The organism is Variovorax paradoxus (assembly GCF_030811855.1).
GTDB classification, from domain to species: domain Bacteria; phylum Pseudomonadota; class Gammaproteobacteria; order Burkholderiales; family Burkholderiaceae_C; genus Variovorax; species Variovorax paradoxus_L.
In genome coordinates this window covers 304,135-319,409 of the sequence record NZ_JAUSRN010000002.1, presented here as the reverse complement: position 1 = coordinate 319,409, position 15,275 = coordinate 304,135, and the positions used below count along the sequence as shown (strand labels likewise).

At 65.8% G+C, this 15,275-nt stretch carries 10 protein-coding genes; 8 read left to right on the top strand and 2 right to left on the bottom strand.

What is annotated here, in order from left to right; translation table 11 throughout:
- Positions 1-64: 64 nt before the first annotated feature.
- Entirely contained in the window at positions 65-5,266 is a 5,202-nt protein-coding gene (locus tag J2X92_RS06345) for a beta strand repeat-containing protein (protein ID WP_307574305.1), read from the bottom strand.
- Positions 5,267-5,727: 461 nt separating this feature from the next.
- Here J2X92_RS06345 and J2X92_RS06340 point away from each other — a divergent pair, with 461 nt between their 5' ends.
- From J2X92_RS06340 to fae, 7 genes are all read left to right on the top strand, one after another.
- A complete protein-coding gene (locus tag J2X92_RS06340; protein WP_307574303.1) occupies positions 5,728-6,771 on the top strand; it encodes a beta-ribofuranosylaminobenzene 5'-phosphate synthase family protein in 1,044 nt (347 codons plus the stop codon).
- 47 nt (positions 6,772-6,818) lie between these two features.
- Entirely contained in the window at positions 6,819-7,736 is a 918-nt protein-coding gene (locus J2X92_RS06335) for an NAD(P)-dependent methylenetetrahydromethanopterin dehydrogenase (protein WP_307574301.1), read from the top strand.
- A gap of 16 nt (positions 7,737-7,752) precedes the next feature.
- On the top strand, positions 7,753-8,901 hold the full coding sequence (locus J2X92_RS06330) for an ATP-grasp domain-containing protein (RefSeq protein WP_307574299.1): 1,149 nt from the start codon (positions 7,753-7,755) through the stop codon (positions 8,899-8,901).
- The gene (gene mch, locus J2X92_RS06325) at positions 8,898-9,905 is read left to right on the top strand and encodes a methenyltetrahydromethanopterin cyclohydrolase (protein WP_307574297.1); all 1,008 of its coding nucleotides are present in this window, start codon (positions 8,898-8,900) and stop codon (positions 9,903-9,905) included. Before J2X92_RS06330 ends, mch begins: the two co-directional genes overlap by 4 nt.
- Before the next feature lie 10 nt (positions 9,906-9,915).
- Entirely contained in the window at positions 9,916-10,872 is a 957-nt protein-coding gene (locus J2X92_RS06320; protein WP_307574295.1) for an ATP-grasp domain-containing protein, read from the top strand.
- Entirely contained in the window at positions 10,872-11,810 is a 939-nt protein-coding gene (locus J2X92_RS06315; RefSeq protein WP_307574293.1) for a triphosphoribosyl-dephospho-CoA synthase, read from the top strand. The genes J2X92_RS06320 and J2X92_RS06315 overlap by 1 nt, the downstream gene beginning before the upstream one ends.
- Positions 11,811-11,893: 83 nt before the next feature.
- Positions 11,894-12,406, top strand: a complete 513-nt coding sequence (gene fae / locus J2X92_RS06310) for a formaldehyde-activating enzyme (RefSeq protein ID WP_307574291.1) — start codon at positions 11,894-11,896, stop codon at positions 12,404-12,406.
- 95 nt (positions 12,407-12,501) lie between these two features.
- On the opposite strand, the gene J2X92_RS06305 is transcribed toward fae, so the two are convergent.
- Positions 12,502-12,933 carry a dihydroneopterin aldolase gene (locus J2X92_RS06305; RefSeq protein WP_307574730.1) on the bottom strand — a complete coding sequence of 144 codons (432 nt, stop codon included), beginning with the start codon at positions 12,931-12,933 and terminating at the stop codon, positions 12,502-12,504.
- A gap of 284 nt (positions 12,934-13,217) precedes the next feature.
- Here J2X92_RS06305 and J2X92_RS06300 point away from each other — a divergent pair, with 284 nt between their 5' ends.
- A complete protein-coding gene (locus J2X92_RS06300) occupies positions 13,218-15,266 on the top strand; it encodes a sigma-54-dependent Fis family transcriptional regulator (protein WP_307574289.1) in 2,049 nt (682 codons plus the stop codon).
- Positions 15,267-15,275: the final 9 nt, after the last annotated feature.

The following is a 15,275-nucleotide window of genomic DNA, read 5'->3' as shown; positions in this document are numbered from 1 at the left end:
CGCAGGCCAGATGAAAAGGGGGCGGCATTTTTGCCGCCCCCTTTTTCCCTTGCTTGAGAGCCCGCTACACGATCACCGCTGGCTGGCCGGTCGTGCCAATCAGGTTGGCGATGCCATCGATCTCCAGGTGCACGTCGAAGTCGAAGTTCGCGAAGTCCTCATCGTCGTCGATCACCTGGCCTGCAAAGTTCAGGTCCACGTCCGAGTTGATGGTCGTTTCCGTGACCACATCGATCTTGATGATCTTGAACACGTCGTTGTCCGCCGTATCGGCATAGTTCATCCCGGCCGCGGTCAGGGTGACCGCGTCATGGGTGCTCAGGCTGACGCCCGTGCCGGTGAGGTCTTCGGTGCTGCTCAGCACCTGCACGCCAGAGATCTGGTAGGTGGCGCTGTCGTAGTCGTCCTCTCCGATGCTGACGATCTTCGTGCCTCCCGTGCCCGATTGATAGTCCGTCGCGGAGTTGGCAATCAGCAGCCGTGTCGTGGTGGTGTTGGTCGATGCATCGAACAACTTCAGAAGGATCGCCACGTCTTCGCCGTCCGTGATCTGATCGAGCGTGATGTTGATTGCGTCGGCATAGGCCTTGTCCGTACCGACAATGGTCGCGCTGGGCCGTTGTGGCGGACTCGTGAGGTTGGGACTGCTCACCGGATTCGACCTGTAGAAGTCGAAGTTCAGCAACTCGCCGGCCTGCACGGTGTCGGAGTTCACGCCGAGAGTGTTGGTTGCGACGTTGACGAAGGCTTTGCTCTCGCTGGTGAAGATTTCGCCCGCTGCAAACGCGTGATCGTTGCCCGACATCAGATCGCCAGTGTCGCTCGGTGGCTTGGCGGAACTCGCGGACAGCACGCCAAAGAAGTCGCTGCTGTATTGCTGGACCACGATCTCGGGCGAGTTGTTGCCTTCGGTGTCGTAGTTGAAGGAAGCCAGCGGCGAGCTCGTGGAGAACGTCGTTTGTCCACCGATGAGCTGATCCATGTCAAACGTAAAGGTGCCGTCGGTCTTGTTGAAGACGACCGAGCCGGTTGCCGGCTGTGTCGTCGCCGACGTGGGCCCTGGGTAGTAGTTGAAGCTGAAGTGGTAGGTGACCGTCGTGGCATCTTCGGCAAAGTGCGTAACGGTCGCATCGGTGATCGGCCGGCCGCCGCCGGTCGTGCCGCTCAGGCCTGTCAGCACGATGCCGTCGGTCGGCGAGTTGTCCACGTCGTCCGCGCCCACGGAGAAGTTGTAGGTTCCCGCAATGGGTAGGCCGTCGTTTGCTCCGGTGAGGTCGGAGATGGCCGTGACCGTCGGGCCGTCGTCGTCGAACCGGATGTTGGCGCCGATGTTGAGCACCTTCGAATCGCTGGCGGTGTCGCCATCACCATCGGTGACCGTTACGGAATTGGTCAAGGTAATCAGCGTGTCGGCCAGCGTGGCTTCCTGGTCCGCGTAGTTCGACCCCACACCTGGCAGCGCGTGATCGATCTCGGCAAACTGCTGCAGCGTGACCGAACCGGCTGCGCTGACCGCCACGTCGAAGATGGTGTTGCCCGCCGTGATACCGGCTTCGGTGGCCGACGTCGACCCGATGACCTTGCCAGCCACCAGGTACAACCGGATGGTGGCGCCATCGCTCTTGAGCCCTGAGTCACCGCCCTGCGTGGCCACACCGAGCGTGAAGGTCGAGACGGTGGTGCCCGGCCCGTCGGCGCCGTAGTTGACCGAGGCCGTGCCAAAGGCGGCTGCAAAGCTCTGCGTGTCGGAGTCGGTGGCTGCGCCAATGGTCTGTGCATCCTGCGTGTTGAGCACCACCGTGTCGGCGGCCGCTCCCAGCGACACGGACGGACCGTCGTCATCGAACTTGATGTTGGCACCGATGTTGAGCACCTCGGAGTCCGTGGCGGTGTCGCCGTCCCCGTCGGTCACCGTCACCGTGTTGGTGAGCGTGATCAGCGTGTCAGCCAGCGTGGCTTCCTGGTCCGCATAGTTGGACGAAGACCCTGGCAGCGCATGGTCGATCTCGGCAAACTGCTGCAAGGTCACCGACCCGGCTGCGCTGACCGCCACGTCGAAGATGGTGTTGGTGGCAAGAATGCCGGCCTCGGTGGCCGATGTAGAACCGATGACCTTGCCGCCGACCAGGTACAAGTAGATGGTGGCGCCATCGCTCTTGAGCCCTGAGTCACCGCCCTGCGTGGCCACACCGAGCGTGAAGGTCGAGACGGTGGTGCCCGGCCCGTCGGCGCCGTAGTTGACCGAGGCCGTGCCAAAGGCGGCCGCAAAGCTCTGCGTGTCGGAGTCGGTGGCTGCGCCAATGGTCTGTGCGTCCTGCGTGTTGAGCACCACCGTGTCGGTGGGCGCTGTCAGCGAGACGGACGGACCGTCGTCATCGAACTTGATGTTGGCCCCGATGTTGAGCACCTCGGAATCGGTCGCCGTGTCGCCATCCCCGTCGGTGACCGTCACGGTCTGGGTCAGGGTGACCAGCGTGTCGGCCAACGTGGCCTCCTGGGCCGCGTAGTTGGACGAATCACCCGGCAGTGCGTGGTCGATCTCGGCGAACTGCTGCAGCGTGACCGAGCCGGCTGCGCTGACCGCGACGTCGAAGATGGTGTTACCCGCCGTGATGCCGGCCTCGGTGGCCGATGTAGAACCGATGACCTTGCCGGCCACCAGGTACAGCCGGATGGTGGCGCCATCGCTCTTGAGCCCTGAGTCACCACCCTGCGTGGCCACGCCCAGTGTGAAGCTCGACGTGGTGGTGCCCGGCCCGTCGGCGCCGTAGTTGACCGTCGCCGCGCTGAAGGCGGTCGAGAAGTCCTGCGTGTCCGAGTCGGTGGCCGCGCCGATGGTGTCGGCATCCTGCGTGTTGAGCAGCACCGTGTCGGTGGGCGCTGTCAGCGAGACGGACGGACCGTCGTCGTCGAACTTGATGTTGGCACCGATGTTGAGCACCTCGGAATCGGTCGCCGTGTCGCCATCCCCGTCGGTGACCGTCACGGTCTGGGTCAGGGTGACCAGCGTGTCGGCCAGCGAGGCCTCCTGGGCCGCGTAGTTGGACGAGTCACCCGGCAGCGCGTGGTCGATCTCGGCAAACTGCTGCAGCGTGACCGAGCCGGCTGCGCTGACCGCGACGTCGAAGATGGTGTTGGTGGCAAGAATGCCGGCTTCGGTGGCCGACGTCGATCCGATGACCTTGCCGCCCACCAGGTACAGGTAGATGGTGGCGCCATCGCTCTTGAGCCCTGAGTCACCACCCTGCGTGGCCACGCCCAGTGCGAAGCTCGACGTGGTGGTGCCCGGCCCGTCGGCGCCGTAGTTGACCGAGGCCGCGCTGAAGGCGGTCGAGAAGTCCTGCGTGTCCGAGTCGGTGGCCGCGCCGATGGTGTCGGCATCCTGCGTGTTGAGCAGCACCGTGTCGGTGGGCGCTGTCAGCGAGACGGACGGACCGTCGTCGTCGAACTTGATGTTGGCACCGATGTTGAGCACCTCGGAATCGGTCGCCGTGTCGCCATCCCCGTCGGTGACCGTCACGGTCTGGGTCAGGGTGACCAGCGTGTCGGCCAGTGAGGCCTCCTGGGCCGCGTAGTTGGACGAATCACCTGGCAGCGCATGGTCGATCTCGGCAAACTGCTGCAGCGTGACCGAGCCGGCCGCGCTGACCGCGACGTCGAAGATGGTGTTACCCGCCGTGATGCCGGCCTCGGTGGCCGACGTCGATCCGATAACCTTGCCGCCCACCAGGTACAGGTAGATGGTGGCGCCATCGCTCTTGAGCCCTGAGTCGCCACCCTGCGTGGCCACGCCCAGTGCGAAGCTCGACGTGGTGGTGCCTGGCCCGTCGGCGCCGTAGTTGACCGTCGCCGCGCTGAAGGCGGTTGAGAAGTCCTGCGTGTCCGAGTCGGTGGCCGCGCCGATGGTGTCGGCGTCCTGCGTGTTGAGCAGCACCGTGTCGGTGGGTGCCGCAAGCGCGGCCGACGGCCCGTCGTCCTCGAAGATCATCATGGAGCCGACTTCTCCCGTCGACTGCATGGTCTGGGGCAGACTGAATCCACCGATGTCGAAACTGGCGTTGAAATTCTTGTCGGTCGAGCCGACGTTTTCAATCAATACGCGGTTGTGGCCGCCACTCGTCTGGTATTCGATCACATAGCCGGCCTTGACTCCGCTGATCACGGCGGTGTCACCGCTGAGATCAATGGACAGGCCGGTTACGAGGTTTCCGGCTGAATCACGGACGACGACCGAACTGATATTGACGGCCGTATTATTTTGAAGGTTGTCCACATAATCGTCGCCAGTTGCCAGCACTGTCGTAAAGGCACTGATCTTGATAGTGGCCGCTTTATCGGGCTGCAATTGCGCGACCGTGAAAGCTGCCGATGTGGTGCTGACAAGGCCGGTGAAATCGATGTTCGATTCTTCGTCGGCCTCATTCTGATCGAGATTGGGAACCGTGTCGTCGGTGCTTGCGCCACTCACGAAAGTGAAATACATCCCTTCGGCAGGGCTCTTGGCGCCGGGAGGATCAATCATCTGGTTGTTGGTACCCAGGCTCGTGAACCCGCCGCCCTGACTGGAATTGACCGTGTCTCCTTCGTTGAATTTAGCGCCCGTCGATTCATTCGCCGGATTCTTGCCAGTCACGACGATGGCGGTGGTCGCATTGCCGAACATTGCGAACAGATTCTGGCCTGAGGGCACATTGGCAAAAGAAAACGCGTTATCCGAAGTGACGGAGACAAATATCTTGTCTGCAAGATTGACGGGGTCGTCCGGGTTCGAAGCGTCGGGATTCGATATTGCTTCGTATTGAACCGTCCAGAGCTTCGCGCCTGACACAGGTGTTCCGGTTTCCTCCAGGTAGGCCGCAAACACGACGACATTGAGGGCCGTCTTCCCGTAGACGATGTTGTTGTTGGTTGTGTCGGTGTAAAGGAAGATATCTTCGCCGTCGGTGGTATTGAGGCCGCTGTCGGCACCGTTGAACAAAGCGCCGTTGGTGTCCGTGAATGCAAGATCGCTCACCGTTCCGGACACGGTGAATGTGAATGCGTTGGTGCCGGTATTCGTGCCGTCGTAGCCGCTCAAGGCGGCGTTGATGGCGGTCCCGACATTCTGGGTCGCCAGGCGGGTGCTGAAGGCAGTCGGCAGCGAACTTGCGGCAATGTCGTTGTCGTTACTGTCGCCCGCAACAGCGGGCGAAGTCGCAAGGTTCTGCAAATTGGCGGATTCGTCCAGAGTGACGGTCGAACCGGCCGTCAAATTTAGCGCGGGCATGAAACACTCCTTTGCTGAAAAAATACTCCGTCAGGAATAAGAACTTCGAGGGAGGCGTCTGCGGTCACCCAGGCTCGCGTACGAAGCGGGATGTCGATGCTGAACCGCGCGACTGCGCCATGTCCATAGGCCGAAAGTTGTCACCCAAAGGATGATGCGCAGTGGCATTGGCGCACTCATCCGTCGGGAGGAGCCGTGGCGCCTAGATGCGTCAGCGCCGCGCGTGTTGCGCGCGCCTGGCTGTCTTCACACTTCGATACCTTGCCAGGACCAGAGGCGGCGGAGGACAACGGCCTTCGACGACGCCGCAGCCGGTCCGCGTGACACATTGTCCCGCTCCTGGAACATCGCCGCGCTTCTCCACGCGCGACTCAGCAGTGCGCCCCTGTGAAGGCGCGGACGGAACGGGCCTTGCTATGACAAGCGGGTCCATGACTTCGCCGCGTCGCCCACCACCGCCCATGAACTCCGCCGATCTCGCCTTCGCCCCCCGGCACGACCTGGGCATTCGCATGGTGAGCGTGAGCGCCCCCGGGCGCCTGCACCTGGGCTTTCTCGATCCCTCCGGCTCCCTGGGGCGCGCCTTTGGCAGCCTGGGCGTGGTGATCAACGGTTTCACGACCGAGCTCGAGTTGTCCGCTTCATCGTCGGACCACCTGGCGGCCGACACGCCTGCGGCCGAAGCCGAACTGGGCCGCGCCGCCGCGCATCTCTCGGCGCTTCGGCAGCGCAGCGGGTGCCATGCGCCGCTGGCGCTGCGCCTCTGCCAGGTGCTGCCGCCGCATGCGGGCTTCGGTTCGGGTACGCAACTCGCCACGGCCATCGGGCGCGCCTTTGCCGAGTGGCATGGCCTGGACGCGAGCACCGCAACGCTGGCGCATTGGCTCGGCCGCGGCTTGCGGTCGGGCATCGGCATTGCGGGCTTCGATACCGGCGGCCTGCTGCTCGACGGCGGTCCCGGGGCCGACGGCCTGCCGGCGCCGCTGCTCTCGCGCATTCCATTTCCGGAGGATTGGCGAATCATCGTGGTCCAGGACCCTGGACACCGCGGCCTCTCGGGAGGTGCCGAAAAAAGCGCCATTGCAGCCTTGCCGCCGCTGCCGCAAACGGCGGCCGCCGACATCTGCCACCAGGTGCTGATGCGCGTGCTGCCCGGCGCTGCGAGCGAGGAGTTCGCGCCGTTTGCCGCCGGCATCAACCATATGCAGCAGCTGCTCGGCGAGCACTTCGCGCCGGCGCAGGGCGGTGTCTTCACCAGCCTGGCTGTCGCGCGGCTGATGCAATGGTTCGCCGATGCGAGCCGCGCCAACGGCGCAGCCATCGGGCAAAGCTCATGGGGCCCGACCGGCTTTGCGATCGTGCAGTCGGAAACCCGCGCCCAACTGCTCGTCGACGCCGCTCGGGCCGGCGGGCATGTCGACCCGGCGCTCGAGATCCGCATCGTCACCGGCCGCAACCGCGGTGCCGTGGTGCGTGACCGCAACGCGCCGCCGCGCACGCGCTGAAGCCGTCCGCCTACTTTTTTCAACCACTCCAACGCAGGCTCTCTCACATGGAACGTCCCCGCATCCTCCACATGTTCACCCCTGGCCCCCAGATGAGCCCGTTCGACATCAACATGGCGGCGGACGCGGGCTACCAGATCATCGTGCCCTATTGCGGGGTGGCCATCGACCGTATCACGGGGCTCACCCAGGACACCATCTTCTCGCGCGGGCCCAAGGGCGTTGCGCGCACCGGCATCTTCATCGGCGGGCGCGATGCGCAGCTGGCGGCCGACATGCTCGAGCGCGCACGCACCTCGATGGTCAAGCCCTTCGTGGTCTCGCTGATGGCCGACCCGAGCGGTGCCTACACCACGGCCGCGGCCATGGTGGCGTGCGTGGAAGCCGCGTTGAAGCGCAACCACGGCCACGGCCTGGAAGGCCAGCGCGTGGTGATCCTCGGCGGCACGGGCCCGGTCGGACGCGTGGCCGGTGTGATCGCGGCGCAAGCCGGGGCCGACGTGTACCTGTCGAGCCGCAACGGCATCGACGCGGCGCAGGAGGCCGCGGACGAAACCGGGCAGCGCTTCGGGGTGAAGCTGCACGGCCTCTCGGGCGGAGACCCCGACGCGGTGCGCCGCTCCATCGCCGATGCCGACGTGCTGCTGGCCTGCGCGGCCGCGGGCGTGCAGGTGGTGTCCGCCGAAGCGCTCGGCGCCGCGACGCGGCTCAAGGTGGCGGCCGACGTGAACGCCGTGCCGCCCGAAGGCATTGCGGGCGTGGGCGTGATGGACGACGCCAAGCCGCTGCCCGGCACGCAGGCCGTGGGCATTGGCGCGCTGGCCGTGGGCAACGTCAAGTACCAGACGCAGCACCGCCTGCTGGTGCAGATGTGCGAAGCCGAGAAGGCGCAGGTGCTGAGCTTTGCCGAAGCTTTTGCCGTGGCACGCGCGTTCCTGGTCGAGCAGGCAGCCAAGACGGCTTGACAGGCCTTCGAAAAAAATGCCGACGATTGCTGTTGCCGCCATCTCCGCGCGCGCCATGGCCGAGGCGGCGGCAAGCGATGGCTTCAAGGTCGTCGCGCTCGATCTCTTCGGCGATACCGACACGCGCCGCGCTGCATCGCGCTGGCTGCCGATCGGCGCGCCCGGCAGCTTGCAGATCGATGCAGCCAGCGTGATGGCGGCGTTGCGCACCTTGGCACAAGAGGGCGTGGACGGCGAGCCGGTGCTCGGCTGGATCGCAGGCAGCGGCTTCGAAGGCGAGCCCGACCTGATCGAAGAGGGCGCGGCCGTGCTGCCTTTGATCGGCACCGCGCCCGCCGCCGTGCGCCGTCTGCGCGACCCGGCGGCGTTCTTCGGATTTCTGTCGGCGCACGTCATGCCATTCCCGCAGGTGTTGCTGCAGCCGCCAGAGGACCCCGCGGGATGGCTGATGAAAGACGCGCACGGCTGCGGCGGCTGGCATGTGCGCCATGCGCCCTGGTCGATGGACGAGCCGCCATCGCCGCACCACTACTTCCAGCGCGAGATGGCCGGGCTGCCGATGTCGGCCACCTTCATCGCCAATGGCCGCGACGTTCATGTGCTCGGCTTCAACGAGCAGAGCGTGCGCCGCTTTGGCACGCGGCCCTACGTGTTCTGCGGTGCCGTTGGGCCGGTGCCTTTGGCGGACGAGCTTGCGAACCGCATGACAGAGGTCGCGCGTGCATTGACGGTGGAGTTCGAACTGCGCGGCCTCTGCAGCCTCGACTTCATGCGCGACGGCGACACCCTTGGCGTGCTCGAGATCAACCCGCGTCCGCCGGCCAGCATGAGCCTCTACCGCTGGCCTGAAGGCACCCCAGGCGTCATTCAGGCGCACCTGCGCGCCTGCCTGCACGGCGAACTGCCATCGACGCCTTTGCCCGCGCAGGACATCGAAGGCATCGAGATCGTCTTCGCGCGCCAAGCGATAGAGCTGGATGCGTCAGCGGCAGATCGTCTCGCCGCATGGCCAGGACTGCGAGACGTACCGGCCGCGGGCCAGCGTTTCGACATCGACGACCCCGTGTGCACCTTGACCGCCAGCGGCACCAGCGCGCAGGAGGTGAGAACCCGCTTGAACGAAGGCCGTGAACGGCTGCTGCAATCATTGGAGACCCACGCATGAGCAATATATCCTCGCCCACGGCCGCCGCGGGCCTGAGCGTCAACCTGCTGGCCCGTCCGCTGGTCGAGCGGCTGCTGGCGGACGCCGACGCGCTCGGATTGCGGGTGCGGCGTGACGACACCGGCGTGCACATCGTCGATGCCGGCATCGACGCGCCCGGCAGCGTGGCGGCGGGCCTGCAAGTGGGCGAGATCTGCATGGGCGGGCTCGGGCATGTGAACCTGCGAAGCGGCTCGGCTGGCGAGGGCTGGCCCACGTGGCTCGACGTGCGCAGCTCGCAGCCGGTGCTGGCCTGCCTGGGCAGCCAGTACGCGGGATGGAGCCTCTCGGCCAGCAAGGAAGAGACCGGTGGCAAGAAGTTCTTTTCGCTCGGCTCCGGTCCGGCGCGTGCACTGGCTGTGAAGGAAAAACTCTTTGCCGAACTGGACTACCGCGACCATGCACCCTGCGGCGTGCTGGTGCTCGAGGTCGACCGGGCGCCGCCGAAGATCGTCATCGACAAGCTGCTGCGCGATTGCGATCTGGCTCCCGAGGCGCTGACGCTGATCCTCACGCCCACCACCAGCCTGGCGGGCACGACGCAGGTGGTGGCGCGCGTGCTCGAGGTGGCGCTGCACAAGGCTCACGAACTGGGCTTTGCGCTTGCCAACATCGTCGATGGTGCCGGCACCGCGCCGTTGCCGTCGCCGAGCGCAGATGGTGTCGAGGCCATGGGCCGCACCAACGACGCCATCCTGTACGGCGGCCGAGTGCACCTCACGGTTCGCGGCGATGACGCCGCGGCGCGCGAGCTGGCCCGTGCGCTGCCGTCGCGCAATTCACGCGATCACGGCCGTTCCTTCGCGCACATCTTCAAGGAGGTCGACTACGACTTCTACAAGATCGACGGCGCGCTGTTTGCGCCGGCCGAGGTGTGGGTCAGCAACATCGACAGCGGCAACACCTGGCACGGCGGAGCGCAGGAGATGGGGTTGCTGCAGCGGCTTTGGCTGCAGGAAGCATGAAGGCAAGCCCATGACCACTCGCGTCGTCATCATGACCGATGAAATCGGCTGGCACACCCGCCAGCTGCAAGCCGCGCTGCGTGCACGCGGCGCGGTGGGGCGCTGTGTCGATCTGGCCGACTGCAACATCGACACCACCGCCGCTTGGCACGGCCTGGTCATTCCTGGCTATGGGCGCGAACTGCCCGATGCGGTGCTGGTGCGCGGCATTGCCGGCGGAAGCTTCGAGCAGGTCACCAAGCGGCTCGGCGTGCTGCATGCGTTGCGCGAACTCGGCGTGCCGGTCTACAACGATGCGCGCGCCATCGAGCGCACGGTCGACAAGTCGATGACCAGCTTGCTGCTGCATGCCGCGCGCATACCGGCACCGGCCACATGGGCCACCGAGTCGGCGGCGCAGGCGCGGCGCATCGCGATGCGCGAGGTGGCGGCGGGACATGCGCTGGTGCTCAAACCCTTGTTCGGATCGCAAGGCAAGAACCTCCGGCTCGTGGGCAAGGTCGACGGCGTGCACCACCCCATGCCCGACATCGATGCCGGCTATGCGGGCCTGGCCTATCTGCAGCGCTTCGTTCCGCCGATGTCATCGCCTGGTTTCGACTGGCGCGTGATGGTGGTGGGCGGGCGTGCCATCACGGCAATGCGGCGCGTCAGCACGCACTGGGTCCACAACGTCGCGCAGGGCGCACGCTGCGAGCCGGCCGAGCTGGAGCCAGCGCTCGCGCAGATGGCCGAAGGCGCGGCCCGGGCGCTCGACATGGACTATGCGGGCGTGGACCTCATTGCCGCCGCCAGCGGGCCGAAGATCCAGGTGCTGGAGGTCAACGGCGTGGCCGCGTGGCAAGGCCTGCAGCGCGTCACGGGCTTCAACATCGCACGCGCCATCGTCGATGACCTGATCGACCGCAAGTTGGCGCAGGCACACAGCGCCGCGCAGGCGGGCGTTGCGCCAGAGCGCCGCGCCTGATGGCCATGCGCGCAGAGGCCATCGAGCGCGCACGGGCCTGTTTCCTTCGGGCCTGCTGGCTCGACGTGGCGGTGCGCAAGCCGGGCAACGTGAGCCTGGCTTCGCCCGGCCATGGCATGCAGGCGTCGATGTTCATCGCCAGCGCGCGCGCCGCGGCCGTGCCGCTGTTCGAGACCGGCCGCTCCGTAGGCGAGCGCATCGAGGCCGCGGTGGAGGCCACATGGGGCGTGGCGGGATGCAACACCAACCTCGGCATCCTTCTGCTGTGCGCCCCGGTTGCACTCGCCATCGAACAGCATCCCGCCGCCGCGACGCCCGCTGCATTGCGCGCCGCCATTGAGAGCGTGCTGGCCACGCTGGACATCGACGACGCCAGTGCCGCCTACAGGGCCATCGCGCGCGCGCATCCGGGCGGCCTCGGAAGCGCCGCAGAGCAGGACGTGCACGACGCCCCCACCATCGACCTGCGCGCCGCCATGGCGCTGGCCGCCGACCGCGACCTCATTGCGCGCCAGTACCGCGACGGCTTTGCCGACCTGTTCGCCCTGGCGTTCCAGGCACCGGTCTTCCAGCCTGGCTGCGTGGAGGCGCCCGCCGATGCGGAGACGCCGCCGGATACAGCCACTGTGGCTTCGGTCCAACGGCTTTACCTCGCTTGCCTGGGTGCCTTTCCCGATTCACACATTGTTCGAAAACACGGCGAGCGCGTGGCACACACTGTCATGACGGCGGCGCAAGGCTGGCGCGAGCGTGCCGCCGCCGGCACCGTGCTCGATGCCGATCCTGCCTTTGCCGAGTGGGACCTTTCGCTCAAGGCCGCAGGCGTCAACCCTGGGACAAGCGCCGATTTCACCGTGGCGGCGCTGCTGCTTTCAGGCTGGATCCGCTCGTGCGCGGCGCCCACGCGCGATGCGGCAAGCGCATGGCACGGATCGTGATACCCATGGCATTGCGCTGGTCTTCCTGACCGGTGTCGTAATGAACCTAATCACCTTGGACCTCTGAGAGGAGACTCGAAACCATGGCAAAAATCGATCGACTGATGGTGGGCGAATCGCTTGTTGGCGACGGCAATGAAGTAGCCCATATCGACCTGATCATCGGGCCGCGCGGCAGCGCTGCCGAGACCGCCTTCGCCAACGCGTTGACGAACAACAAGGACGGCTTCACCTCGCTGCTCGCAGTCGTGGCGCCCAACCTGCTGACCAAACCGGCTACCGTGATGTTCAACAAAGTGACCATCAAGGGCGCAAAGCAGGCGGTGCAGATGTTCGGCCCGGCGCAGCGCGGCGTGGCCCTGGCAGTGGCAGACAGTGTCGAGGATGGCACCATCCCCATGGCGGAGGCGGACAACCTGTTCATCTGCGTCGGCGTGTTCATCCACTGGCTTGCCGACGACGACAAGAAGATCCAGGACTTCAACTACCAGGCCACCCGCGAGTCCATCCAGCGCGCAGTGGCTGGCTTGCCGACCGCCGCCGAGGTGGTGGACAAGAAGGGCACGACGGCGCACCCGTTCGCCGCCCATCTGTAAGCCTTCCGTCTTTGAAGCGCACAAACAAAAACCGACGCGTGAACCGCGTCGGTTTTTTTCCATCTTCCGCCGCAAGAGGCGGCGGAGGGCACTGTTCAGTGCTTGGCAGGCACCATGCCGCTGGCGAGAAAGTTCAGCACCGTGGCACCTGGGGCCGACTTGGAAGCGCGATGCGTGGGCGCATGGCGTTCGATCTGCACGCCCACCGCCTGCACGTCGTCGAACTTGCGCGGCTTCACCACCTTCACGCGTGCCCAGCTGGCTCCGAACTCGTCGATGAGGATATCGGCAATGGCCTCGGCAAAGGCCTCGAGCAGTTGCAGCCGGTGCTCGGCCATAAGACGCACCAGCCGTTCGCGCACCACGCCGTAGTCGATCGTGTCGCCGATGCGGTCGGTGTCGCAGGCGCGCGCGCGCGGCACGCCGGCATGCACGTCGATCACCAGCGGCTGCGCCTGATGCAGCTCCGAATCATGGATGCCGATTACCGTCTGACCGCTGAAGCCTTCAATGAAGATCAGGTCCATGGGCACAGTCGCCTCCGCATGCGAGACAGTCGAAGCGAAGGGAGCGTTGGAAGGACGCGAGCTGGTGTTCAAGGGGTGTCTCCAGTGATTCGAATGTGTTTGAAAGTGTGTCGGACAGCAGGCAAGTCAGCCAACGACAGGATTCATCTGCAAAATGCAGGCCAGAGATCGGACCCGCCGCAGGGCTGCTGCGAGTGCTTGGTGTTTCACCCGGTGCGCAGTAACTCAGCAGGAATAACAATGGGCCGACCAAGGAGACATATGGAACGCGCCGGAGTAATCCAATGACAGTGACGCTGCGACAAGGCGACAGGCACGCCGACCGTGTGCTCGACGTGGTGAGGCGGGGCTTCCACGAGGAGGGCAATGATCTGGTCACGCGCTCCTGGAGCCGTTGCCTGAATCAGTACCAGCTCGATCCCGGCCGCCCGCGGGAGCCCGTGATCGTTGCTTCTTCGGCCTTGCAGAGCCGGCGCAACCAGCATGCCGACGTGATCGAGTGCGCGCGCTACGAAATGACCACGCTCTACCAGCAGCTCGCGGATGCGGAATCCGCCGTGGTGCTGACCGATACCGACGGCGTCATCGTGCACATGGTGTCCTCGCCCGAGTTCGCGGCCGAGGCTGAGCCCATGGGCCTGCGCGCAGGCGGCATGTGGGGCGAGGCCGAGGCCGGCACCAACGGCATGGGCACTTGCCTCGCCGCCGCACATCCGATCTCCGTGCGGCGCGAAGAACACTTCTTCAGCCACTTCACACAGCTCACCTGTTCGGCGGTGCCGGTGTTCGATCCATCCGGCGAGATCATCGCCGTGCTCGACGTGACCAGCCGCTCCAGCCTGATGCAGCAGCACGTGCTGGTGCTGCTCGGCATGACGGCACGCATGATCGAGAACCGGCTCATCGACAAGCGCTTCTCGAATGCGCATCCGCTGCACTTCCACAGCCGGCCGGAGTTCGTCTACACGCTGCACGAAGGCAAGCTCGCGGTGGGCGACGACGGACGCATTCTCGCGGCCAACCGCAGCGCGCTGTTCCAGCTCGGCGTGCAGACGATGGACGAGATCCGCACGCAGCGCATCGATGATCTGTTCCAGACCTCGCTCGAAGACATCGTGCAGCGCAGTCTTTCTTCTTCATTTCATCCGGTGGTCGCCTACCGAGCCAACGCGGCGCTGCGCTTCTTTGCGGTGGCGCGTCGGCCCGCCTCCGATGCGGCAACGCCGTCGCGCGCAACGCGTGCAGTCGGCGCGGGTTCGGGTCCCATCGTGGCGGAGACCGGTGTCGAAGCCTTCCGCGCACCGTCGCGCCCATCGGCCCCGCGCGCGCCCGGCATTCGCACCTTCAAGGACGCACGCCTCGTTGCGCACCTGGACACCGCCCGTCGTGTGGTCGCGCGCCGCACGCCCGTGCTGCTGTGCGGCGAAACAGGCTCGGGCAAGGAGGTGTTCGCGCGCGCCATCCACGAGACCAGCCCGCATGCCGAAGGCGCCTTCGTGGCCGTCAATTGCGCGAGCCTGCCCGAGACGCTGATCGAATCCGAGCTCTTCGGCTACAAGGCGGGCGCCTTCACGGGTGCGCAGCGCAGCGGCCGGCGCGGCAAGATTTTGCAAGCCGACGGCGGCACGCTGTTCCTCGATGAAATTGCCGACATGCCGCTGGAACTGCAGGCCCGCCTGTTGCGCGTGCTCGACGAGCGCCAGGTCACGCCGCTCGGCACCGAGGAAACGCATCCGGTCGACTTTCAGCTCGTGAGCGCAAGCCATCAACACCTGCCAAGCCTGGTGCGCGAAGGCCGCTTCCGCGAAGACCTTTATTACCGGCTGGCCGGCATCGAACTCGACTTGCCCCCGCTGCGCGACCGCACCGACAAGCGCGAGCTGATCCACGACGTTCTGAAGGACGAGGGCGGTAGCGACAGCCGCCTCGGCGAAGACGCCGAACGCCTGCTCATGGCCTATGCATGGCCCGGCAACCTGCGCCAGCTGCGCCACGTGCTGCGCAGCGCCGCCGCGCTGGCCGACGGCAAGACCATCACGCGCGAACATCTGCCGTCGCTGGCCGCAAGGGTGGTGCCTTCGCCCGTCTCGGCCTATGCCGCGCTGCCTGCTGCATCCGAGCCCGCGGAAGCTTCAGCGGACGCCGCGCCGTCCGACGCGGCACCCGCCGTCAAACTCAACCCGATCCAGGCCAACGAGCGGCAAGTGCTGTTGCAGATGCTCGAGCAGCATCGCTGGAACGTGAGCAACGTCGCCAAGGCGCTCGATGTCAGCCGCAACACCTTGTACCGAAAACTCCACAAGCTTCACATCGAAATCTCTCCACCCGATTGAGCCGGCAGG

Coding starts and splice junctions, on each gene's coding strand:
- J2X92_RS06345 (WP_307574305.1), bottom strand. CDS start 5,266: ATGCCCGCGCTAAATTTGACGGCCGGTTCGACCGTCACTCTGGACGAA.
- J2X92_RS06340 (WP_307574303.1), top strand. CDS start 5,728: ATGAACTCCGCCGATCTCGCCTTCGCCCCCCGGCACGACCTGGGCATT.
- J2X92_RS06335 (WP_307574301.1), top strand. CDS start 6,819: ATGGAACGTCCCCGCATCCTCCACATGTTCACCCCTGGCCCCCAGATG.
- J2X92_RS06330 (WP_307574299.1), top strand. CDS start 7,753: ATGCCGACGATTGCTGTTGCCGCCATCTCCGCGCGCGCCATGGCCGAG.
- mch (WP_307574297.1), top strand. CDS start 8,898: ATGAGCAATATATCCTCGCCCACGGCCGCCGCGGGCCTGAGCGTCAAC.
- J2X92_RS06320 (WP_307574295.1), top strand. CDS start 9,916: ATGACCACTCGCGTCGTCATCATGACCGATGAAATCGGCTGGCACACC.
- J2X92_RS06315 (WP_307574293.1), top strand. CDS start 10,872: ATGGCCATGCGCGCAGAGGCCATCGAGCGCGCACGGGCCTGTTTCCTT.
- fae (WP_307574291.1), top strand. CDS start 11,894: ATGGCAAAAATCGATCGACTGATGGTGGGCGAATCGCTTGTTGGCGAC.
- J2X92_RS06305 (WP_307574730.1), bottom strand. CDS start 12,933: ATGGACCTGATCTTCATTGAAGGCTTCAGCGGTCAGACGGTAATCGGC.
- J2X92_RS06300 (WP_307574289.1), top strand. CDS start 13,218: ATGACAGTGACGCTGCGACAAGGCGACAGGCACGCCGACCGTGTGCTC.